The following is a 21,651-nucleotide window of genomic DNA, read 5'->3' as shown; positions in this document are numbered from 1 at the left end:
CATGCCGGTCGCGCCCCGAGGGCGCTCCAGCAAAAGATCGCGCAGTTCCCGCTAACCTGCGACGGATCGCTTTTCCCAGGAGTGCTTGCCATGTCGAACCCCATCCGCGGCGCACTGGCGCTGCTGTTCACCGGCCTGCTTGCCTCCAGCGCCTGCGCGCGTGGGGCGGCGCCGGTCACGCATCAGTTCTTCCAGGTCGACCTGCCGGCGTCGGCGGGCAAGCCGACGACCGGGCGGTTGCTGCTGTTTGCCACCGAGGCGAAGGCCGCCAGGGCCGCCGCCAAGGACGGCAAGGTCACCGAGGTGGAGAGCAGCCCGTTCGCGCCAAAGGAAACCGCGGTGGCCGCGCGCGAGGTCGAGCGCCTGGCGCCCGGTGGCGCCGTGCTTCTGGACGCGGACGACCAGGCCTTTCCGTCGGCGTTTTCGAAGCTGCCGCCGGGCGACTACCTCGTGCAGGCGGTGCTGGATACCCAGCACGACTACAACTACCACGGGCGCAACGGTGGCGATCTGGTGAGCCCGGTGGTTGAGGTTCACCTGCCCAGCGCCGCGGCGCCGGCGCTGGCGCTCACCGAAACCCTGCCCACGGCCGCGCTGTGGGATCTCCCTACGCGCTACATGAGCGAGACGACTAAGAAGCATCTGGCGCAGGCGCGCGAGCAGGTGCAGCCGATCGATTTCGTCAGTCCGGTGCTCAGCGCTTTCTGGGGGCGGCCGATCCACATGCGCGGCTGGGTGGTATTGCCGCCGGGATATGACAAGTCCGGCAAGACCACGTATCCGACCGTCTTCCAGACCCACGGCTACGGTGGCGACCTCCACACGCAGGCTGGCACCGCGGCGATGGTGTTCGGCGCGATGGCCGAGAAGCAGCTGCCGCCGATGATCTGGGTGGTGCTGGACGAGTCCAGCGCAACCGGCACCCACGAGTTCGCCGACTCCGTCAACAACGGCCCGTGGGGCAGTGCGCTCACCACCGAGCTGATCCCGTCACTGGAAGGCAAGTTCCGCATGGATGCGCGCCCCTCGGGCCGATTCCTCACTGGCCATTCCTCCGGTGGCTGGGCCACGCTGTGGCTGCAGACGCGCTATCCGAAGGTGTTCGGCGGCACCTGGTCGACTTCGCCCGACCCGAGCGACTTCCACGACTTCACCGGGGTCGATCTGTACGCGCCGCATGCCAACGTCTACCACCGCGCCGACGGCACGCCGTATCCGCTGGTGCGTGATGAGGGCAAGGTGCTGGCCACCTACGAGACCTTCGCTCGGCTGGAACGCGTGCTGGGACCCTACGGCGGGCAGATGGCCTCGTTCGAGTGGGTATTTTCGCCGCGCGGCGCGGACGGCCGTCCGGTGCCGATGTTCGACCGCGACACCGGTGCGGTAGACCCGGCCGTGGTCGCCTACTGGAGCGAGCACTACGACATCGCACGCCGCCTGAAGGCGCACTGGCCCGAGCTCAAGGGCGACCTGGACGGCAAGATCCACCTGGTCGTCGGCACCGCGGACACGTTTTACCTCGATGGCGCCGCGCACAGGCTCAAGGCCGTGCTCGACGGCCTGGGCGCGAAGTCGGACTTCCACTTCCTGCCCGGTCGCACGCACATGGATCTTTACACCCAGGGCAAGGACCACCAGGGCCTGCTCAAGCAGATGGCCTGGGAAATGTACGCCGTGGCGCGGCCCCAGTCCGAGCTCAAGCGCGTCGCCGTGAATCCATAGCTGGCGCGATCTGCTCCCTCTCCCGTCCGGGGAGAGGGAGCTGGAATTTATCCCGCCCAGGGGTCGTAGCTGCCGAACCACCACAGGTGGCCTTCCGGGTCACGGCAGCCATAGCCGGCCCCGCCGTAGTCCTTCTCCGCATACTCGTCCACGATCTCGGCACCGGCCGCCTTCGCCCGCTCGTAGTGCGCGCGGCAATCGGCCACTGTCACGCAGGCGCACTGGGTCTCGCGGCCGCCCAGCGCATCGGGTTGGGCCAGGAACCGGCCGAAGCCATCCTCGCGCACGCTGCCGAGCATCAGCATGCCGCCACCGTAGACCAGCTGGGCGTGCGCCACGCCACCTTGGTCGTCCTCGTACACCGCATGCTTCTGGAAGCCGAACGCGTGGCACAGCCAGTCGATCATCCGGCGGGCGTCGCGGTAGCGCAGGCATGGAATGATGGTGCTGGTTCCTTGGCTCATCAGGAGTTTCTCCAGGTTGGGAGCCATGAATCTAGCCTCGTCCAGCCACCGCGGTCTTGTAGATTTTCGAGCGCTCAGTCGAGCGGCAGGTGGTTGAGGTAGGGCCCCCGCCGGGCCAGGAATTCGCCCGGGGTGACGCCGGCGAAGCGGCGGAACTCATGCCCCAGGTGGGCCTGGTCGCAATAGCCGCCATCGGCCGCCACGCCCGCCCAATCGACGCGCGCAATCCCATGCACCCGGGCCACCACGGCGCGGAAGCGAAGCAGCCGCGCGTACTCCTTCGGACCGTAGCCGACCTGCCGACGGAACAGCAGCGCCAGCCGCCGTTCGGATACCCCGACCTCTCGCACCAGCCAGCCGATGCGTACGGCCTGCGGCGTCCGCTCAAGCCAGGCCAGCGCGTGGGCGACGCAGGACTCGAGCCGTGACAGGCGCATGCGCGCGTGCAGCCATCGTTCCAGCATTGCCAAGCGGTCGCTTGGATCGGCCGTTTCCAGCAGGCACTGGCGCAGTGCGGTCGCATCGCTACCGAACAGGCCGGCCAGGTCGACGTCGCAACCGGCGATGGCGCCCATGTCCTCGCCTGTAAACGCACCAGCGCCGCCTGGGCGGAACACCACGCCCATCACGCGCACCTGCTCGGCCGTATCGATGATCTGGCTGAGCAACTGTGGGCCACCCAGCACGCTGCCCGAGGACGTCAGGCAGCGGCGTTCGGCGTCGTCCGTGTAAACGCGCGTCTGGTCCTCATGCAGGTTGATGATCAGTTGAGCGCCGGGTTGTGGCAGTACCCGCTCGTACCGATGCGCGGCGGGCGGCATGTCCCAGTCCCACAGCGTATCGACGAGCACGTCCAGAGGCGGGGCAGGCAGGCGCTGGTGGAATGCCATGACCGCCGCCGCTCAGCCTGTTTCGCCCGGATCGGGCAGGCGATGGATGCGCATGTCCTGCGGACGGATGAGCGACAACCCTTCGCCGCGCAGCTGCTCCAGGATCGCCAGCAGCAATTCGCTGCGCACGCCGCCGACTTCGCGCGGGCTGGGCACGTAGCCGGTGGCGACGAAGTGGATGCCCAGCGTGTCCACATGCTCCAGCTGCACGCTGGTCGCGGGCGTGTCGAGAATCGTCGGATGGCCCAGGAATGCATCCAGGATGATCTGGCGCGCGCGCCTGGCATTGGTATCCAGTGGCATCGGCAACTTGATCTGCACGCGACCCTGCGCGTTGGCCAGGGTTACGTTGCGCACGTTCTGCGTGATCAGCTGCGAGTTGGGCACGATGACCGTGGACCGGTCCCACATCTGGATCTCGGTGGCGCGCACGTTGATGCGGCGGATGTCGCCCTCGACGTCGGCCAGGCTCACCCAGTCGCCCACCTTCACCGGCCGCTCCGCCAGCAGGATCAGGCCTGAGATGAAGTTCTGCACGATCGCCTGCAGGCCGAAGCCGATGCCCACGGACAGCGCGCTGGCGATCCAGGCGATGCTCTGCAGGCTCACGTTGAGCGCCGCCAGCGCCAGCGCGAACACCAGCACGCCGCCGACGTAGCCGAGCAGCGTGACCACCGAGTTCTGCATGCCCGGTTCGAGCGTGGTCTTGGGCAGCAGCTGGTCGCCCAGCCAGCGCTTGAGCACGCGCACCGCAATCAACCCGAGGACGAATACCGCCAGTGCCTCGAACACCGTGCTGGGGTCGATGGTGAGCTGGCCCAGGGTGAGGTTGCCGAAGCGCTGGCCCATCCGTGCGGCGAGCTCTTGCGGGTCGGTACCGAAGGGCGCCAGCAGCGCGCCGATGGCCAGCAGCAGGATCAGCACGCGGCTGATGCCCGACAGCACGGTGGCGGTCTGTTCCAGCGTACGGGGTGGCAGCCCGAAGGCCGCCTGCAGCCGCTGCCCGCTGCGGCCGTTCGGGGCGAGCAGGGTGGCGATCAGGTCGTGCACCAGATGCAACAGCAGGTAGAGCGAGCCGATCAGCACGCCGATCCACAGCATCTGCGTGGCCAGGAAGAACGCCAGCGCGATGTAGCCCAGCGCCACGGCGATCCAGCTCAGCACCACGCCCAGCGCGGCCGCCCCGGCCAGCAGCCCGACCCAGAGCGGTCGCTGCGCCGGCGCGGTGCCCGAGGCGATCAGGGCGCGCCGGGCCTGGCCCAGCCGCAGCAGGGCGGCGCCGACCAGGCCGCTGACCACCAGCGCGATCACGCCACGCGTGGCCACGGTCGCCGGGAGGCTGGCGCCGATCGTGCTGTTGATCCGTTCGACCACGCTCAGCAACAGGGTTGCCGCGGCCAGCAGGCCAGGGAACAGGCGCAACCGGCGCGCCGCGGCGTCGGACAGCGTCGGCAGGCGCCAGGACGGGTGCCGTACCGCAAGCAGCGCCCGCCCGAGTCCGGCGACAAAGGCCGCGAAGCTCACGCGCCGCACCAGCGACAGGGCCAGTTCGTCCAGACCCGGGTCGAGCGTGTCGTTCCAGTCCAGCCCCAAGCGCACCAGCTGGGCGGCCAGGCCGAACACCAGCACGGCGCCGAGCGCGATGCCGAACGCCGTGGCGCTGCGGCGCAGGTGGCTGTCGGGCATCACGCGAGCGGCGAGGAAGATCACGAAGCGCTCGAGCAAGAGCCGGCCCGTGACGAGCAGCAACAGCGCTGCGCCCAGGCAGCACAGGAGCGGCAGGCGGTTGGGCGGTTGCCAGGCGTCCTTCCATGCATCGGCGACGTGCGCCCTGAGTCGTTTCAGCCGCGCGAGGTCGTCGGGCAGCGAGCGCGCAGGCTCCGTCCAGAACGCGCCGCTCAGCGGTGTCGCGGTGCGCGAGGCAAGTTGCGCCTGGAACTGGTCGCGGCGAAGGCCGGACACCTGCGCGGCCAGTTGCATGCCTTCCTCGCCCAGCAGCTGCGCCTGCTTGATTTGCGCGTCCAGGCTCGTCTTGGACTTGTCCAGCTGCCGGCGCTGCGCGGCCACCTCGGCCGCTTCGGGCGGCGCGCCCTTGGCCGGGGTGGGACCGAGCACGGCCAGCCGCGCGTCGAGGCTGGCCATCTGCGGCGTCAGCGTCGCGGCCAGTTGCTCGGCCTGGTCCTGAACGGACAGCGCGGTGGTGCGCAGGTCGGCCAGCGTGCGGTCGTCCGGCTTCTTCTTGAGTTCGGACTTGATCGAATCGAGCTGGTCGCGAAGGTCGTCCAGCGTCTGCGCCGGCGATACCACCGGCGTCGTGGCGTTGGTCGGAGCGTCCTGCGCATGGAGCGCGGGAAGGGCGGTCAGCAGCAGGCAGAGCAGGAGACGTCGTAGAAGAGGCATCCGGCCATGATCCGGTGGCGTCCGCAGGCGGTCAATCGGGAACGCGGCGCGGCCACCGTCGCGTCGAATGCGCACCCAACGAAGCTTTGCCCGCCGTTTCACGCCGCGCTGCGCAGCATGCCCCTCCCAACCAGCACAGGGTGGCATCGCATGGTGGCAAAGGCAGGTTCGAAGCGCGCAGGCGATCCCGGTCGGAAGGCGATCGGCATCGGCGGGCGAGCGCGTCGGGGGGCGGACGGCCGGCACGTGCTTCCGGGCGAGAGCGCGACACGCGGCACGCTGCCGACGATGCATGCGTCGGCGCGTCGGAACAGCGCGGCGCCCAATGCCAGGAGACCACGCAAGGGCAAGCAGACGCGCCTGCCAGGCGGGCGCCTGGCCGCGGCGATTCGTACCGCCCGGCTGCGCGCCGGGCGGGCGGCCGAAGAGTTCGGGTTGAGGCGTTAGGTGTTCGCTTCGGTGCGCTGAGGCGAGCCTTCCCCCATCCGGCCGACGACATACTCCCCGCGTAGGCGCGGGCGCGATCGGTTTCCCGCGTGCGGGGAAGGTGCCCAAGGGCGCATGGAAAGCCCAGTGCGGAACCCGGAAAGCCGCCCCGAATCGGCCGCAAGCGGGTATACGAACGACCGCCTCACGCTCTAGAGTGCGCGCCGCGGCTCCAGGCCGCGCTCCCCCGGACCCCGCCCGATGCAGACCCGCGCCGAACCCGTCGCCGCCGCCTTGCCCGCGGAGCCGCGCACCGCCTTTGCCGTGCTCGGCGCCATCAGCTTCTCGCACCTGCTCAACGACATGATCCAGTCGCTGATCGTGGCGATCTATCCGATCCTCAAGAGCGGCTTCGCCTTGAGCTTCGGCCAGGTCGGCCTGATCACGCTGACCTACCAGCTCACCGCGTCACTGCTGCAGCCGCTGGTGGGCGTGGCGAGTGACCGGCGGCCGATGCCGTATTCGCTGCCGGTCGGCATGGGTTTCACCCTGTGCGGCCTGTTGCTGCTCGCGGTGGCGCCCGACTTCTCCGTGCTGCTGGTCGCCGCCGCGCTCGTGGGTACCGGCTCGTCGGTGTTCCATCCGGAAGCCTCGCGGGTGGCGCGGATGGCCTCAGGCGGGAGACACGGGCTGGCGCAGTCGTTGTTCCAGGTCGGCGGCAACACCGGCTCCTCGCTGGGACCGTTGCTGGCGGCCTGGATCATCGTGCCCCATGGGCGCGGCAGCGTGGCCTGGTTCTCGCTGGCGGCATTGCTGGCCATCACCGTGCTGCTGCGCGTGAGTGGCTGGTACCGCGTCCACCATGCCAGCCGGAACGGCAGTCGCCGGCACCATGCGCTGGTGATTCCCTCGCGCAATCGCGTGGTGCTTTCTCTGCTGATCCTGGGCTTGCTGATCTTCTCCAAGTATTTCTACCTGGCGAGCCTTTCCAGCTATTACACCTTCTACCTGATCCACCGATTCGGCGTGTCGGTGCAGAGCGCGCAGACGCACCTGTTCGTGTTCCTGGCTGCGGTGGCTGCCGGCTCGCTGATCGGCGGTCCGGTAGGCGACCGGATCGGGCGCAAGTCGGTGATCTGGATCTCGATCCTGGGCGTGGCGCCGTTCTCGCTGCTGCTTCCGCACGCCAGCCTGTTCTGGACAGGCGTGCTGAGCGTGGTGATCGGGTTGGTGCTGTCCTCGGCGTTCTCGGCGATCCTGGTCTACGCGCAGGAGCTGCTGCCCGGGCGCGTGGGCATGGTTTCGGGACTGTTCTTCGGGCTCGCCTTCGGGATGGGCGGCATCGGCGCGGCGGTGCTGGGCCAGCTGGCCGACGCGCACGGCATCGAGTACGTCTACCGCCTGTGCGCGTTCCTGCCACTGATGGGCCTGATCACGGTGTTCCTGCCGGAGCTGGACCGGCCGAAGCCGCGGGATACGCAGCGCGGAGGTCTTCCGGCGCGCTAGGATGACGGCATCCGCGCACCGCGCGAACTGACGAACGAGGGAATCCATGCGCTCCAGCAACCCGGTACTGCGCGAGAACACCTTCCAGGGCCTGTTCGCCGAAGGCGACCGCATGACGCTGAACGGCACCGTGGCCAAGACCGGCCTGCTGCTCCTGCTGGCGTTGGTCACCGGTGGCTGGACCTGGCACCGCTTCGACACGCTGGTCGCCACCGGCGACGTCGCCGGCGCCTTCGCGGCCATCGCGCCCTTCATGTGGGGCGGCCTGATCGTCGGCTTCGTGCTGGCACTCGCCAGCACCTTCCTTCGCCAGTGGTCGGGCATCACCGCGCCGCTGTACGCGATCGCCGAGGGCTTCGCACTCGGCGGCATTTCGGCCTTCATGGAGCTGCGCTACCCCGGCATCGTGCTGCAGGCGGTTATGCTGACCGCGGGCGTGCTGGCGGTGATGCTGGTGCTCTACCGCACCCGGGTGATCAAGGTCACCGACCGGTTCCGCACGGGCGTGGTCGCGGCGACCGGTGCCATCGTGCTGCTGTACCTGGTGGACATCGGGCTTCGCGCGTTCACCAGCATCCAGATGCCTTTCATCCACGAGTCCGGCCTGCTGGGCATCGGCTTCAGCCTGCTGGTCGTCGGCCTGGCGGCGCTCAACCTGACGCTGGATTTCGACCTGATCGAGCGCGGCACGCAGGCGGGCGCACCGAAGTACATGGAGTGGTACGGCGCGTTCGCGCTGATGGTGACGCTGGTATGGCTGTACATGGAGCTCCTGCGGCTGCTGTCCAAGGCGCGCCGTTAAGCGCGCTCGATAGGCAATAAAAAAGGCCACGCGTTGCGTGGCCTTTTCTTTCCCGCGGAAGATCGCCTCAGACCACGACCGGCTCCGGCTCGAGCCTGACGCCGAATTTCGCCTCCACGCCCGCGATCACCTTCTGCGCCAATGTCCACAGTTCGGCGCCGCTGGCGTGGCCGTGGTTGACCAGCACCAGGGCGTGGCGGTTGGAGATGCCGGCGTCGCCGTCACGGCAGCCCTTGAAGCCTGCGGCTTCGATCAGCCAGGCGGCGGAGAGTTTCCAGCGGCTGTCGCCGCCGGGCCAGGCGACCAGCTCGGGGTGCCCTCGCTTGAGCGAGTCGCCCAGCGCGGCATCGACGACCGGATTCTTGAAGAAACTGCCCGCGTTCCCGATCACGGCGGGGTCGGGAAGCTTGCGGGTGCGCAGGTGCACCACGGCTTCGGCCACGTGGAAGGGCGCGGGCTTGTCCACACCCATGCGCGCCAGTTCCTCGCGGATGCCGGCGTAGTCCAGCCGCAACGCGTGCGCGCGGGGCAGGGCGAACCGCACCGCGGTAACGATGTAGCGGCCGGGCTCGCGCTTGAACAGCGAATTGCGGTAGGCGAAGGCACAGGCGGCGTTGTCGAGCGAGACGACGCGGCGCTCATTGATGTCCCAGGCCTCCACGCTCTGGATGAACTCGGCGACCTCGGTGCCGTAGGCGCCGATGTTCTGGATCGGCGCGGCGCCGACCGTGCCCGGGATCAGGATAAGGTTTTCCAGGCCCGCGAAACCCTGGCCCAACGTCCAGCGCACGAAGTCGTCCCAGCGCTCGCCGGCGGCGACCGCGATGTGTGCGACCTCGCCGTCCTGTTCGACCTGCACGCCACGGGTGGCCATGGCGATGACCGTGCCGTCGAAATCCCCGGTGAGCAGCAGGTTGCTCCCTTCGCCCAGCACCAGCAGCGGGTCGCCGCGCACGGCCGGGAAATCCAGCAGTTCGGGCAACTTGGTCGCGTCGCGGACTTCGGCCAGCAGCCGCGCGCGAGCCGCCACGCGCAGCGTGTTGCGCGCGACCAGCGGCGCGTTCTCGATCAGTGTGTAGCCGCCCATGTCGATGCGCTCAGCCAGCATGGAATGCTCCACGCTGGCGACGGATTTCATCGACACATTCGGCGACCAGGCGCGGACCTCGGTAGATCAGGCCCGAGTACACCTGCACCAGGTTCGCGCCGGCGTCGAGCTTCTCCACCGCGTCGCTGCCATCGAGGATGCCGCCGACGCCGACGATCGGCACGGCCGGGCCCAATCGCGCCCGCATGCCGCGCAGTACTTCGGTCGACCGGGCAAACAGCGGCTTGCCGGAGAGACCACCCGCCTCCTGCCCGTGCGGGTCGCCCGCCACCGCGCTGTGGTCGATCGTGGTGTTGGTGCAGATCAAGCCGTCGATGCCGGCGGTGCGCAGCACCTCGGCCATGCCGTCGAGTTCGGTCTCGGCGAGATCGGGCGCGATCTTCAGCAGCATCGGCTTGCGCGCACCGGCCTGGCTGCCCAGCCGCTCCTGCGCCTCGCGCAGCGTTTCGATGAAGCGCCGCAGCGTGGCCTCTTCCTGCAGGTCGCGCAGGCCCTGGGTGTTGGGCGAGGAAATGTTGACCGTGATGTAGCTGGCGTGCCGGTACGCGCGTTCGAGGCAGAACAGGTAGTCGTCGACCGCGCGCTCGTTGGGCGTGTCCTTGTTCTTGCCGATGTTGATCCCCAGCACGCCGCGGTAGCGGGACGACTCCACGTTGCGCACCAGCGCATCGACGCCTTCGTTGTTGAAGCCCAGCCGGTTGATGATCGCCTCGTGGTCGCGCAGACGGAACATGCGCGGCTTGGGGTTGCCTGGCTGCGGGCGCGGCGTGACCGTGCCTACCTCGAGGAAGCCGAACCCCAGCGCGCCCAGCTCGTCGATATGCGCGGCATTCTTGTCCAGGCCGGCGGCCAGCCCCACCGGGTTCGGGAAGCGGATGCCGAACGCCGTGACCGGCAGGTCCTCCGGCGCCTTGGCGACGAAGCGGCCGAGGTTGCTGCGATGGGCCACGCCCAGCGCGTAGAGGGTAAGCCGGTGCGCGGTCTCGGCATCGAGCGCGAACAGCAGCGGGCGAATGTGGTCGTACATGGCTTATCCGTTGAGGCCCTGGCCGCCGTCCACGCACAACGTCTGCCCGGTGATCCATGCGGCGTAGGGCGAGGCGAGGAACAGGGCGGCGTGGGCGATTTCTTCCGGCGCGCCGAAGCGTCCGAACGGGATCTTCGCGAGCGTGGACTGGTAGATCGCCGGTTCTTCGCGGCGGCGGCGATCCCACAATCCGTCCGGGAACTCGATGGAACCGGGCGCGATGGCGTTGACGCGAACGCGCTTCCCGGCAAGGGCCAGCGCTTGCGAGGTGGTGTACTGGCTGAGCGCCGCCTTCACCGCGGCATACGGCGCACCGTTGCGCCGCGGGTGGAAGGCGGCGATGGAGCTGGTGTGCAGGATCGAGGCGTGCGGCGAAGTTTCGAGGTGGGGCAGGGCGGCGCGCGAGGCCCGCACGGCGGCCATCAGGTCCACTTCGAAACCGCGGACCCAGCTTTCGTCGTCGTCGCTGAAACCGTAGCCACTGGCGTTGTTGACCAGTACATCGATGCCGCCCAGCGTTTCGGCAGCGCCGGCGACGTAGGTGGCGATGTCGTGCGCGTGGGAAAGGTCGCAGCGGGCCGCGTGCGTGGCGTGGCCGAAGGCCGCCAGCTCCTGCCGCGTCGCCTCCAGCGCCCGTTCGCCGCGAGCGCAGATCGATACCGCCGCGCCGGCCTGGGCGAAACCCAGCGCGATGCTGCGGCCGATGCCCTTGCTGCCGCCGGCGACCAGCACGCGGTAGCCGGCGAAATCGAAGGCGCAATCGCGCATGTCAGTGGAAGAGCGAGGCGCCGAAGCCGATCGACAGGCCGAGCACGATCGCGGCGATGGCGAACAGCAGCACGATGAAACCGAAAGCCAGCTGCACATAGCCGAGCACCAGGCCAGCGACCGCCAGGCCGTCGCCTTCGATCTGGCCCTGCGAACGGCGGATCTCGCCACGCGCGAGGTGGCCGCAGACGATCGCCACGATGGCGCCGACCAGCGGCAGCACGCTCCAGGCAGCTATCCCGGAAACCAGGCTGACCACGGCCATGGCGCTGGTGGTGCGATGGACGGGAGGCAGTGCGTTCATGGCGTCGGTCCTCGCTGTTGTGCCGGCTTGACGGCAAAGCCGCCGGCGTTTTTCCCGCAAAAGCGGGAATCCATTGTGCTCTGGAATCAAGGGTAGCGAAGGCGGATTCCCGCCTTCGCGGGAATGACGTCCGGTCCTGTCAAACCTTTGCCCCCGGCCGGGGCCGGGGGCAAACGTGCTTCTACACCGTGAACTTGATGCCCTGCGCCAGCGGCAATGCGTCGGAATAGTTGATGGTGTTGGTCTGGCGACGCATGTAGGCCTTCCACGCATCGGAGCCCGATTCGCGACCGCCGCCGGTTTCCTTCTCGCCGCCGAAGGCGCCGCCGATCTCGGCGCCGGAGGTACCGATGTTGACGTTGGCGATGCCGCAATCCGAACCGGCCGCCGAGAGGAACTGCTCGCCCGCGCGCAGGTTGTTGGTGAAGATCGCCGAGGACAGGCCCTGCGGCACGTCGTTCTGCATCTCGATGGCTTCATCGAGCGTCTTGAACGGCATCACGTAGAGGATCGGCGCGAAGGTCTCGGTCTGCACCACCTCATCGGAATTCTTCACCCCGGTGATGATGGTCGGCAGCACGAAGTTGCCCTTGCGGTCGGTCAGCGCCGCGCCACCGGTGCGGACGGTACCGCCGGCGGCCTTGGCCTTCTCGATCGCGGCCAGGTAACCCTGCACGGCCTCGGGGCTGTTGAGCGGGCCCATCAGCGTGGTGGCCTGGGTAGGGTCGCCGATCTTGCCTTCGACCTGCTTGTACGCGCCGATGAGCGTGTCCAGCACGTTGTCGAAGATCGCCTCGTGCACGAACAGGCGGCGCGTGGTCGTGCAGCGCTGGCCGGCTGTGCCGACGGCGCCGAACACGATGCCCGGGATCGCCAGCTTCAGGTCCGCGCTTTCGTCGAGGATGATCGCGTTGTTGCCGCCGAGCTCAAGCAGCGAACGGCCCAGGCGGCGCGCCACGCGCTCGCCGACCTGGCGGCCGACCTTGGTCGAGCCGGTGAAGCTGATCAGCGGGATGCGCTTGTCGTCGACGAACGCCTGCGACAGCTCGGTGCCCGCGTCGTTGAACAGGAAGAAGATGTCCGGGAAGCCGCCGGCCTTCAGCGCCTCGTTGCAGATCTTCATCGTGGCGACCGCCGAGAGCGGGGTCTTGGGCGAGGGCTTCCAGATGCAGACGTCGCCGCAGACCGCGGCCAGCATGGCGTTCCAGGCCCACACGGCGACCGGGAAGTTGAACGCGCTGATGATGCCGACCAGGCCCAGCGGCTGGTACTGCTCGTACATGCGGTGGCCGGGGCGCTCCGAATGCATGGTGTAGCCGTGCAGCATGCGGCTCTGGCCGACCGCGAAGTCGGCGATGTCGATCATTTCCTGCACTTCGCCGTCGCCCTCGGGCTTGATCTTGCCCATCTCCAGGGCGACCAGCGAACCCAGCGCATCCTTGTGCTTGCGCAGCGCCTCGCCACACAGGCGCACGGCTTCGCCACGCTGCGGCGCCGGGGTTGTGCGCCAGACCTTGAAGGCATCCTGCGCGCGCTTGACGATGGTCTCGTAGTCGGCCGCGCTGGAGGCATGCACGCTGGCGATCACCTCGCCCGTGGCCGGATTCAGCGGCTTGAGCGTGCCGGCGTCGGTCGTCTTCGACCATTCGCCATTGCCGAGGTAGGTGCCGGACTGCGAATCGCCCAGGCCGAGCGCCTTGAGAATATCGTGGGACATGCGTGACTCCTTGGGGTCGGGCGACGTGGGGCGCCGGACAATTGCGAAACGCCCATTCTAGCAGGGTGGGTCCGGGGGCTCTTTCCCACTGTCTGCAGGAGCGCACCCTGTGCGCGACCCGCGCGTGGCAGTCGCGCGCAGGGGCGCACTCCTGCAGGCTCTCGCCGCTTTCGGTTTGGTGACACTCCGATGGCGGGAATCGCGCCGCGGGGGCCATCCATGCCAGAATCCGCGCCGCGCCCCCGTAGCTCAGCTGGATAGAGCGTCCCCCTCCTAAGGGGAAGGTCGTACGTTCGAATCGTATCGGGGGCACCATTCCAGGGCCGGCATCGCCGGCCTTTTTTTATGGGGTTCGAAACGGCCATGGCGGCCGCGTCGAGGCCCTGGGGATGAGTGATGACCTGGTTTCGGACCCACTGAACGAGCGGCGTCCGCAAGTGGGCTTTCGCACACCGTAGTCTGACGAACCGCGGTTTTCCCCCGCACGGCCGACCGCAATCAACAAAGCCTAGGCGGAGCCGGTGCTATATCGGGATCTCCATTGCGGCGCTTGCCGCGCTTCCGGGAGAAAGCCCTTGGCTCGCCTGTCGCGTTCCGGCCCGCTGCTGTTCGTCACTGGCGTCGTCTTCATGCTCCTGGGCCTGGCGCTCGCCATCGGTGGCATCTGGCTGATCGCGCTCGGCGGCTCCTGGTATTACCTGTTCGCCGGATCGGCCCTGGTGGCGACCGGTGTGCTGTTGGCGCTGGGGCGCACGCTGGCGTTGTGGCTGTACGCCCTGGTGCTGCTGGCAAGCACGGTATGGGCCCTGGTCGAAGTGAGGCTGGACTGGTGGCAACTGCTGCCCAGGCTGGACGTGTGGTTCGCCCTGGCGTTGTGGTTGTGGTTGCCGTTCGTCAACCGTCGATTGGGTTCCGTCGACGCGGCAAACCGCGCGGTGGCGGACGGGTCACTGCGCGGCGGGCGCTGGGCGATCGGCATCACCGTGGCGCTCGCGCTGGCCGTCGGGGGAATCTCGCTGTTCCGTTCCCCGCATGACCACCCGGGCACGATCGCCGCCGCCCGCATGAACGCCACCGGCACCGCGCCGGCGCCGCTCGCCAAACCGGGCGACTGGACGGCCTATGGCCACTCCGGCTACGGCGACCGCTACTCGCCTGCGTCGCAGGTCACGCCGCAGAACGTCGGCAAGCTGCAGGTGGCCTGGACGTTCCACACCGGCGATTTTCCCGGCCCCGGCGATCCGCAGGAGATCGCCAATGAGGTCACGCCGCTGAAAGCCAACGGCATGCTGTACCTGTGCACGCCGCACGACATCGTGATCGCGCTGGACCCCGACACCGGCCGCCAGATCTGGCGCTTCGATCCGAAGATCGATCGCCACGCGAAGGGTTACCAGCACATGATCTGCCGGGGCGTGGCCTACTACGACTCCGGCGCCTATGCCGCGCAGGCCGCGGCGATGGGGCTGGCCGCCGACCCGAACGTGGCGGCCGCGGCCTCGGCTCCCACGCCGCCGGGCGCGGTCGCACCCACCGCGATCAAGGTCGATACCTGCCCGCGGCGCATCTTCGTCCCCACCGCGGACGCGACCATCGTGGCGGTCAATGCCGACAACGGCCAGCCATGCCGTGATTTCGGCGTCGACGGCGTCATCCACCTGTACAACGACCAGCCCGTCAAGAAGCCGGGCTTCCTCAATCCGACCTCGCCGCCGACGGTGACGCGGCACGTGCTCATCGCCAGCGCCAGCGTCACCGACAACGCATCGACCAACGAACCTTCCGGCGTGATCCGCGGCTACGACATCGACACCGGCCGCTTGTTGTGGAATTTCGATCCGTCGGAGCCAAGTCAGACCAACCCGCTGCCGCCAGGCCAGACCTACATCCGCAATTCGCCCAATGCGTGGAGCGTGTTCAGCGTCGACGAGAAGCTGGGGCTGGTATACCTGCCGACGGGCAACCAGACGCCCGACATCTGGGGCGGCCGCCGCGACCCCAATGCCGAGAAATACAGCAGCGCGATCGTGGCGCTGGATATCGCGACCGGGCAGGCGCGCTGGGTCTACCAGACGGTGCACCACGACCTGTGGGACATGGACGTTGGCGGCCAGCCGACGCTGGTCGACCTGGACATGCGGCAAGGCAAGGTGCCGGCGCTGGTTGCCTCGACCAAGCGCGGCGACATCTACGTGCTGGACCGGCGCGACGGGCGCCTGCTGGTGCCCGCGCCCGAGCGCCCGGTGCCGCAGGGGGCGGCCCGTGGCGACCATGTCTCGTCGACCCAGCCGTTCTCGGCGCTCACCTTCATGCCCGAGCGCAAGCTGCGCGAAGCGGACATGTGGGGCACCACGCCATTCGACCAGCTGGTCTGCCGCATCACCTTCCGCAAATACCGCTACGAGGGCATCTTCACGCCACCGTCGGTGCAGGGGTCGCTGATCTATCCCGGCAACTACGGCATCTTCGATTGGGGTGGCATCGCGGTCGACCCGGTGCGGCAGGTGGCGATCCTCAATCCGAGCTACATGGCGTTCGTGTCCAGGCTGGTCCCACGCGAGAAGGCGCGGGCAGCGCAGGGCGGGGGAAGCGAACAGGGCCTGCAGCCGATGAAAGGCACGCCCTTCGCGGTCGACCTGCATCCCTTGCTGTCGCCCGTCGGCGTGCCATGCCAGGCGCCGCCGTGGGGTTACCTGGCCGCGGTGGACCTCACCACCATGAAGAGGGTCTGGATGCACAGGAACGGCACCATCGAAGACCAGGCGCCGTTCGGCATCCCGCTGCCGTTGGGTGTGCCCAGCCTTGGCGGGCCGATGGTGACGGCGGGTGGCGTGGCGTTCCTCAGCGGCACGCTGGACTCCTACCTGCGCGCCTACGACGTGCGCACCGGGAAGAAACTGTGGCAGGCGCGTTTGCCGGCCGGTGGGCAGGCGACGCCGATGACGTACGTGTCCGAGCGAACCGGCCGCCAGTACGTGGTGGTGATGGCCGGCGGACACCGGTCACTAGGGACGAAGATCGGTGACTCGCTGATCGCCTACGCACTGCCGAAGTGAGATTTCCCGCCCATGCGCACCTTGTGCGCGACCCCCGCATGGGCGGTCGCGCACAGGGTTTTCGTCAGCCCGGCATGTCCTCCAGCTCCATGCCCTTGGTCTCGCGTACCGCGAACACCACGAACAGCAGGGAGATCAGCGCGAACGCGGCATACAGGCCGTAGGCGAAGCTCAGTCCGATCTCGGCCAGGGCCGGGAAGGTGGACGTGATCAGGAAGTTCGCCAGCCACTGCGCCGCGGCCGCCACCGCCAGCGCGACCGCGCGGATGCGGTTGGGGAACATCTCGCCCAGCAGCACCCACACCATCGGGCCCCAGCTCAGGCCGAAGAACACCACGTAGGCGTTGGCCGCGACCAGCGCGACCATGTTCCATGGCGCCGGCAGGCTGAGGCTCGCACCGGCGCCGATCGACTGCGAGAAGCACCAAGCCATCAGTCCCAGGGTCACGGTCATGCCTGCCGAGCCGATCGCCAGCAGCGGCTTGCGGCCAACCTTGTCGACCAGCGCGATGGCGACCAGCGTCACCAGGACGTTGACGATCGAGGTGATCACCGTGATCGAGAACGAATCGGCCTCGCTGAAGCCGACCGAGTGCCACAGCGCCGAGGAGTAATAGAAGATCACGTTGATGCCGACGAACTGCTGGAAGACCGAGAGCAGGATGCCGACCCACACCACCGGCAGCAGACCGAAGCTCGCCCCGCGCAGGTCGCGCAGTCGCGGGCGGTATTCCATTTTCAGGCTGCGCTCGATTTCGCCCAGCTTGTAATCCAGCGCGGTATCGCTGCGCATCGCCAGCACCTGGCGCAATACCTCGCGCGCTTCGGCGATGCGTCCGCGGGCGACCAGGTGGCGCGGCGACTCGGGTACGCCCAGCACCAGCGCGCCGTAGACCAGCGCCGGCACGACCGCCACCAGGAACATCCAGCGCCAGGCCTCCAGCCCGAACCAGAGTTTCGCCGAGGCGCCACCGGCGGTGGCGGCAAGCCATGCATCGCTCAGCAACGCGGCGAAGATGCCCAGCACGATCGCCAGCTGCTGCAGCGAACCGAGTCGTCCGCGCACATGCGCCGGCGACACCTCGGCGATGTACGTGGGCGCAATCACCGAAGCCATGCCCACGCCGATGCCGCCGATCACGCGCCACAGGATCAGGTCCCACATGCCGGTGACCAGCCCCGAGCCCACCGCGCTGATCGCCAGCAGCAGCGCGGCCACCTGCATGGCGCGTACGCGACCCAGCCGGTCGGCCAGGGTGCCGGCGTACCACGCGCCCGCCGCCGATCCGAGCAGCGCACAGGAGACGGCCAGGCCGATGCGTCCCGCGTCCAGCTGGAAGCCGCCGCGGATCGCTTCCACCGCACCGTTGATGACGGCCGTGTCGAAACCGAAGAGAAAGCCACCGAGGGCCGCTGCGGCGGCGATCAGGACGATGCGTGCCGTCGCACGTTGTTCCAGTGCCAGGTCGACTGGCGTCTGCTGCGTACTCATCCGTTCTTCCCCCGAAGGTCCCCAGGACGACGATGGAGCGAGTCTGGCTGCTGTCGCGGTCGCCGTCCGGCTGAATACGTATGCATGGCGCACCGGCACGCCGCGACCGCCCGATGGTAATGTTGTCCGAGTCGGCCGTTCCAGAGGTTTTCGAAGCAGTGAGCAAGGCCAAAGCGACGTCGATCGACATCGCCCACCTGGCGGGGGTTTCGCAGGCGACGGTTTCGCGCGCCCTGCGCGGCAGCCCGCTGGTCAGCGAGGAAACCCGCGAGCGCATCCGCGCCGCCGCCGAACAACTGCGCTACAAGGTCGACAAGAACGCCTCGAACCTGCGCCTGCAGCACTCGGGCACGCTGGCGCTGCTGCTCTTCGAGGACCCGACCACCGACGGCTCGAACATCAACCCATTCTTCCTCTCGATGCTGGGGTCGATCACCCGCGCCTGCGCCCAGCAGGGCTACGACCTGCTGGTCTCGTTCCAGCAGTTTTCCACCGACTGGCATGCCGACTACGCCGACAGCAAGAAGGCCGACGGCATCATCCTGCTCGGCTACGGCGACTACCTCGCCTACCGCGCGCGGCTGGAAAAGCTGGTGGCGATCGGTACCCGCTTCGTGCGCTGGGGCGCGGTGCAGTCGGACCAGCCGGGCGTTTCGGTCGGCTGCGACAACTTCAGCGGCGGCCAGGCGGTGGCGCGGCATTTCATCGAGCAGGGATGCCGCCGGATCGCCTTCCTAGGTGACGCTTCCACCCACTATCCCGAATTTTTCGAGCGCTATCGCGGCTATGCCCAGGCCCTGCAGCAGGCCGGGCTGGACGTCGACGAGACGTTGCAGGTGGACGCCGAAAGCACGCAGCTGTGCGGGCACACGGCCATGTCCGCGCTCATCGCCCGCGGCGTGGCGTTCGACGCGGTGTTCGCCGCCAGCGACCTGATCGCCATCGGCGCCATGAGCGCCCTGGTCGAACACGGCTACAAGGTGCCGGCGGACGTGCCGGTGGCCGGCTTCGACGACATTCCCATGGCCCGCTTCGCCAGCCCGCCGCTCACCACCGTGCTCCAGGACACGCGCAGTGCAGGCGAAGTGCTGGTGGAGAATCTGCTGAAGATGATCCGCGGGGAGCCGACCGAAAGCGTGATGCTGCCGGTGAAGCTGATGGTGCGGCAGTCGAGCCTGCGTCCGTAAGCACGGTTCCTGCACTCTGTCCCCGCCGCGGCGAGCGAGGGGCGAGGGGCGAGGGGCGAGGGGCGAGGGGCGAGGGGCAGGGGCTCGCGGAAAACCAGGGCCGCACCGAAACCGGAAAGGCCCAGTGCAGGAACACCGGCAGCATCTTCGCCCACGAGGCTTGCTGGTGGTGCCCGCCCGTCAGCAGGAAGACGGTCACGTCGGCATCGGCACCTACCGTCGAATAGCCGAGCTGGCGCAAGCCACCCTTCTGCACGCCGTCGCCGCGGTAGCCATTCACCATGTCGTTCAGGTCGTCGATCACGTCGATCACGCCGTCATGGTCACGATCGTTGGTTTCCTCGGCTGTCCCGGCGGCGAACCAGAACTTCAGCCCTTCGCGCCTGGGTCCGCGATCCACCATCGCCTGCGCCAGCCGGCTGCGCTGCACGGCCGCCCCATCGCTGCGATCGCCCGCCAGCCAGAACGAGGGCGACATGGCGCCCACCTTGCCGAACACCTCCGGATACTCCCAGCCCAGGTTGAACGCGTTGAGCGCGCCGAGCGACCAGCCCATCACCGCGCGCTGCCCCACGTCGGCGCGCGTGCGGTAATGCGCGTCGATATACGGCACCAGCGAGGTGGCGACCCAGGACGAGTAGTCCGCGGCCCTCAGGCCGATTGGACCGATCCGCGATCCACCGACCACGCTCTGCCCGCGCGGGCGGTCGGAAAGCCCGTAGCCACTGGCGCGGTCGTGCAGCATGTCGATGGCGACGACGATGACCGGTTCGATGGCCTTTTCGCGGTACAGCGAGGCCAGCGTCGCCTCGAGCCCCACCGCCTGCATGTCCTGGCCGTCGTTGGCGTAGAGCACCGGGTAGCGCGCGGTCGAATGGGTATAGCCCGGCGGGAGATACACCGTGACGTGGATGCGTTCGGGCGCAAGGGCCGGCGCATCCAGCGCAAACTTCTGCACCTGGGCGTGCACGGCGCAGGGAAGCAGGAGCACCGCAAGCCAACAACGTGCGAGGAACCGCCAAGGGCGGGTCCGTGGTGGATGCGGCGAGGGGCTGTGGGCTGAAGCCGAGCCGGCGAAACGCTCAGTCATGCGGGTGGCCCTTGTCGCTCATCAGGCGGGTGAGTTCGGCGACAAGGTCGGCCCGAGTGGCCGGAGCGTCGAGCACATACACCGCCACGTCGTGCGGTCCGACGCTCGCATCCAGCGCACCGCCGTCCGACACGTCGATCGCCGCGCCGCCCAGCGCCGCCTGCCAGCGACCCGGCTGCAGGTGTTTCGTCAGATGGAACCGCGCGGCCTTGTCGCCCTTGTTGAGCAGCACCAGCGCGATCTGGTGCGCGCCTGCCTTCTGGTACACGCGATAGAACGCCGCCTGGTCGCCGCCCATGTGTTCGACCAGCATCAGGCCGCGCTGCAATGCCGGCGTGCGTGCGCGCAGGTTGGCGATGCGCTGGAGCTGTCGATAGATCGGGCTCTTGCCGGCAGCATCGATGCGTGCCTGGCCGTAATAGTTGCGGTTGCCCTGGTGCTCGGCGCGGCCGCGCTCGAAGCCGGTTTCGGAGCCGTAGTACACGGCCGGAATGCCACGCGTGGTGAACAACCAATTGTTGGCGTCGATGAAGCCAAGGTCGCTGGCGTCCATGCGCGCCATGTCGTGGTTGTCATAAAAGACCACCAGCTCGTACGGGTTTTCGTACGGCCCGCTGGTCAGGTAGAGCTTCGACTGCAGCTGCGCGTAATCGCTGCCAGGGTGCTCGAACACTGCCTTGATCGCCGCTTGCTGGGGGAAGTCGAGCAAGCTGATACCGCCATTCTCGGGCCAGGTGTATTTGCCGATGTTGTCCGGGCTGTAGTCGAACGCCTCGCCGTACATGAAGAAACCGGGATGCTTCGCGCGGATGCGCGCGGAGAACTGCTTCCAGAAGCGGGTCGACATGTGGCTGATGGTGTCGATGCGGAAAGCGTCCGCCCCCTGGCCGATCCACTTCAGATACGCGCCCGTGAAGTAATCCAGCACCGCCGGGTCGGACTCGTCGATGTTGGACAGCTGCGCCAGGTCTTCGTACGCGTGGTAGAAGCGGTGCAGCGGGTTGTGGCGCGGGTCGAGCTGCCACGGCGACAGGTTCTGCTCGTCGGCGACCAGCTTGCCGCGTTCGTCGAAGATCTGCCCGAACTGCGGCTGGCGCACCGGCATGGTGAACGCGGGCGAGCCGTGGTTGAGCACGATGTCCTGCACGACCTTCAACCCCGCCTTGTGCATGCCGGCGGTGAACTGCGCGAAGTCCAGATCCTTGCTCGGCAGGTGTTCGTCGAGCTCGTAGAAGTTGGTGCCCCAGTAGCCGTGGAAGCCGGTCTTGCCGCGGTCGGAGAACTTCGAGCCCCAGTAGACCGGGTCGCCGCCGGTGAAGGCCTGGTCGGGGTTGTCCACGATCGGCGTGATCCACACGGCGCCGAAACCCATGCCACGGACGTAGCCGGCGTTGTGCAGCACGCCCTGGAAGTCGCCGCCGAGGTAGCCGATGTTGGCGCTCTGTCCCCCGGGCGCGCCCGGCACCGGAATGTCGAACGTGGGATGCGCGCCGCCCTGGTCTCGATGGTCGTTGGCCGGATCGCCATTGACGAAGCGGTCGGTCATCACGAAGTAGATGGCGTCGGAGGCGAAGGGCGCGGCCGTGCCGTAGAACTCCGGCTGCGGCGTGGCCGCCTGGGCCAGGCCGACGGCCAGCGTGAGGGCCAGACCGATGGATGCGTGCATGACTTTCATCTGTGAAGCCTTGTGCA

At 68.3% G+C, this 21,651-nt stretch carries 15 protein-coding genes, 1 tRNA gene and 1 pseudogene; 6 read left to right on the top strand and 11 right to left on the bottom strand.

What is annotated here, in order from left to right; genetic code table 11:
* Positions 1 to 90: 90 nt before the first annotated feature.
* The gene (locus tag ACFWZ4_RS01435; RefSeq protein ID WP_439702992.1) at positions 91 to 1,722 is read left to right on the top strand and encodes an alpha/beta hydrolase; all 1,632 of its coding nucleotides are present in this window, start codon (positions 91 to 93) and stop codon (positions 1,720 to 1,722) included.
* A 47-nt stretch (positions 1,723 to 1,769) separates the two neighbouring features.
* On the opposite strand, the gene ACFWZ4_RS01430 is transcribed toward ACFWZ4_RS01435, so the two are convergent.
* From ACFWZ4_RS01430 to ACFWZ4_RS01420, 3 genes are all read right to left on the bottom strand, one after another.
* Positions 1,770 to 2,186 carry a VOC family protein gene (locus ACFWZ4_RS01430; RefSeq protein ID WP_439702991.1) on the bottom strand — a complete coding sequence of 139 codons (417 nt, stop codon included), beginning with the start codon at positions 2,184 to 2,186 and terminating at the stop codon, positions 1,770 to 1,772.
* A 74-nt stretch (positions 2,187 to 2,260) separates the two neighbouring features.
* Complete coding sequence (locus ACFWZ4_RS01425) at positions 2,261 to 3,076, bottom strand: helix-turn-helix domain-containing protein (RefSeq protein ID WP_439702990.1); 816 nt, start codon at positions 3,074 to 3,076, stop codon at positions 2,261 to 2,263.
* Positions 3,077 to 3,088: 12 nt separating this feature from the next.
* Positions 3,089 to 5,476: a DUF3772 domain-containing protein gene (locus ACFWZ4_RS01420; protein ID WP_439702989.1), complete on the bottom strand. Its 2,388-nt coding sequence runs from the start codon at positions 5,474 to 5,476 to the stop codon at positions 3,089 to 3,091.
* Between the two features lie 687 nt (positions 5,477 to 6,163).
* Here ACFWZ4_RS01420 and ACFWZ4_RS01415 point away from each other — a divergent pair.
* Both ACFWZ4_RS01415 and ACFWZ4_RS01410 read left to right on the top strand, forming a co-directional pair.
* Positions 6,164 to 7,408 carry an MFS transporter gene (locus ACFWZ4_RS01415; RefSeq protein WP_439702988.1) on the top strand — a complete coding sequence of 415 codons (1,245 nt, stop codon included), beginning with the start codon at positions 6,164 to 6,166 and terminating at the stop codon, positions 7,406 to 7,408.
* A 46-nt stretch (positions 7,409 to 7,454) separates the two neighbouring features.
* Positions 7,455 to 8,210, top strand: a complete 756-nt coding sequence (locus ACFWZ4_RS01410; protein ID WP_439702987.1) for a Bax inhibitor-1/YccA family protein — start codon at positions 7,455 to 7,457, stop codon at positions 8,208 to 8,210.
* Positions 8,211 to 8,277: 67 nt separating this feature from the next.
* Here the strand turns inward: ACFWZ4_RS01410 and murB are convergent, their stop codons facing one another.
* The 5 genes from murB to amaB all read right to left on the bottom strand — a co-directional run bounded on the left by murB (position 8,278) and on the right by amaB (position 13,134).
* Positions 8,278 to 9,297 (bottom strand): UDP-N-acetylmuramate dehydrogenase, encoded by a 1,020-nt coding sequence (gene murB, locus ACFWZ4_RS01405; protein WP_439703757.1) that lies wholly within the window; start codon positions 9,295 to 9,297, stop codon positions 8,278 to 8,280.
* A 10-nt stretch (positions 9,298 to 9,307) separates the two neighbouring features.
* Positions 9,308 to 10,345 (bottom strand): quinone-dependent dihydroorotate dehydrogenase, encoded by a 1,038-nt coding sequence (locus ACFWZ4_RS01400; RefSeq protein WP_439702986.1) that lies wholly within the window; start codon positions 10,343 to 10,345, stop codon positions 9,308 to 9,310.
* A 3-nt stretch (positions 10,346 to 10,348) separates the two neighbouring features.
* Positions 10,349 to 11,113, bottom strand: a complete 765-nt coding sequence (locus ACFWZ4_RS01395; RefSeq protein ID WP_439702985.1) for an SDR family NAD(P)-dependent oxidoreductase — start codon at positions 11,111 to 11,113, stop codon at positions 10,349 to 10,351.
* Position 11,114: 1 nt separating this feature from the next.
* Positions 11,115 to 11,417: a DUF4190 domain-containing protein gene (locus ACFWZ4_RS01390; protein WP_439702984.1), complete on the bottom strand. Its 303-nt coding sequence runs from the start codon at positions 11,415 to 11,417 to the stop codon at positions 11,115 to 11,117.
* Positions 11,418 to 11,598: 181 nt separating this feature from the next.
* Positions 11,599 to 13,134, bottom strand: coding sequence for an L-piperidine-6-carboxylate dehydrogenase (amaB, locus tag ACFWZ4_RS01385; protein WP_439702983.1), 1,536 nt, complete (start codon positions 13,132 to 13,134; stop codon positions 11,599 to 11,601).
* A gap of 238 nt (positions 13,135 to 13,372) precedes the next feature.
* Here amaB and ACFWZ4_RS01380 point away from each other — a divergent pair.
* Both ACFWZ4_RS01380 and ACFWZ4_RS01375 read left to right on the top strand, forming a co-directional pair.
* Positions 13,373 to 13,449 (top strand) — tRNA-Arg (locus ACFWZ4_RS01380).
* Positions 13,450 to 13,709: 260 nt separating this feature from the next.
* The gene (locus ACFWZ4_RS01375; RefSeq protein ID WP_439702982.1) at positions 13,710 to 16,190 is read left to right on the top strand and encodes a glucose/quinate/shikimate family membrane-bound PQQ-dependent dehydrogenase; all 2,481 of its coding nucleotides are present in this window, start codon (positions 13,710 to 13,712) and stop codon (positions 16,188 to 16,190) included.
* 64 nt (positions 16,191 to 16,254) lie between these two features.
* Here ACFWZ4_RS01375 and ACFWZ4_RS01370 read toward each other — a convergent pair whose 3' ends face one another.
* Positions 16,255 to 17,682 (bottom strand): sugar porter family MFS transporter, encoded by a 1,428-nt coding sequence (locus tag ACFWZ4_RS01370; RefSeq protein WP_439702981.1) that lies wholly within the window; start codon positions 17,680 to 17,682, stop codon positions 16,255 to 16,257.
* Positions 17,683 to 17,801: 119 nt separating this feature from the next.
* Here ACFWZ4_RS01370 and ACFWZ4_RS01365 point away from each other — a divergent pair, with 119 nt between their 5' ends.
* Positions 17,802 to 18,869, top strand: a complete 1,068-nt coding sequence (locus ACFWZ4_RS01365; RefSeq protein ID WP_439703756.1) for a LacI family DNA-binding transcriptional regulator — start codon at positions 17,802 to 17,804, stop codon at positions 18,867 to 18,869.
* 343 nt (positions 18,870 to 19,212) lie between these two features.
* On the opposite strand, the pseudogene ACFWZ4_RS01360 reads toward ACFWZ4_RS01365, so the two are convergent.
* Both ACFWZ4_RS01360 and ACFWZ4_RS01355 read right to left on the bottom strand, forming a co-directional pair.
* Positions 19,213 to 19,959: pseudogene (locus ACFWZ4_RS01360) on the bottom strand (alpha/beta hydrolase); the annotation flags it as partial.
* Positions 19,952 to 21,625: an alpha-amylase family glycosyl hydrolase gene (locus ACFWZ4_RS01355; protein WP_439702980.1), complete on the bottom strand. Its 1,674-nt coding sequence runs from the start codon at positions 21,623 to 21,625 to the stop codon at positions 19,952 to 19,954. The gene ACFWZ4_RS01355 and the pseudogene ACFWZ4_RS01360, both read right to left, overlap by 8 nt.
* Positions 21,626 to 21,651 lie beyond the last annotated feature (26 nt).

Source organism: Frateuria sp. GZRe12 (assembly GCF_051900535.1).
Lineage (GTDB): Bacteria > Pseudomonadota > Gammaproteobacteria > Xanthomonadales > Rhodanobacteraceae > Frateuria_A.
The sequence above is the reverse complement of the archived record's forward strand: the minus strand, read 5'-3'. Positions and strand labels throughout refer to the sequence as shown.

Coding starts and splice junctions, on each gene's coding strand:
- murB (WP_439703757.1), bottom strand. CDS start 9,297: ATGGGCGGCTACACACTGATCGAGAACGCGCCGCTGGTCGCGCGCAAC.
- ACFWZ4_RS01355 (WP_439702980.1), bottom strand. CDS start 21,625: ATGCACGCATCCATCGGTCTGGCCCTCACGCTGGCCGTCGGCCTGGCC.
- ACFWZ4_RS01410 (WP_439702987.1), top strand. CDS start 7,455: ATGCGCTCCAGCAACCCGGTACTGCGCGAGAACACCTTCCAGGGCCTG.
- ACFWZ4_RS01400 (WP_439702986.1), bottom strand. CDS start 10,345: ATGTACGACCACATTCGCCCGCTGCTGTTCGCGCTCGATGCCGAGACC.
- ACFWZ4_RS01415 (WP_439702988.1), top strand. CDS start 6,164: ATGCAGACCCGCGCCGAACCCGTCGCCGCCGCCTTGCCCGCGGAGCCG.
- ACFWZ4_RS01390 (WP_439702984.1), bottom strand. CDS start 11,417: ATGAACGCACTGCCTCCCGTCCATCGCACCACCAGCGCCATGGCCGTG.
- ACFWZ4_RS01435 (WP_439702992.1), top strand. CDS start 91: ATGTCGAACCCCATCCGCGGCGCACTGGCGCTGCTGTTCACCGGCCTG.
- ACFWZ4_RS01420 (WP_439702989.1), bottom strand. CDS start 5,476: ATGCCTCTTCTACGACGTCTCCTGCTCTGCCTGCTGCTGACCGCCCTT.
- ACFWZ4_RS01395 (WP_439702985.1), bottom strand. CDS start 11,113: ATGCGCGATTGCGCCTTCGATTTCGCCGGCTACCGCGTGCTGGTCGCC.
- ACFWZ4_RS01425 (WP_439702990.1), bottom strand. CDS start 3,076: ATGGCATTCCACCAGCGCCTGCCTGCCCCGCCTCTGGACGTGCTCGTC.
- ACFWZ4_RS01430 (WP_439702991.1), bottom strand. CDS start 2,186: ATGAGCCAAGGAACCAGCACCATCATTCCATGCCTGCGCTACCGCGAC.
- amaB (WP_439702983.1), bottom strand. CDS start 13,134: ATGTCCCACGATATTCTCAAGGCGCTCGGCCTGGGCGATTCGCAGTCC.
- ACFWZ4_RS01370 (WP_439702981.1), bottom strand. CDS start 17,682: ATGAGTACGCAGCAGACGCCAGTCGACCTGGCACTGGAACAACGTGCG.
- ACFWZ4_RS01365 (WP_439703756.1), top strand. CDS start 17,802: ATGTTGTCCGAGTCGGCCGTTCCAGAGGTTTTCGAAGCAGTGAGCAAG.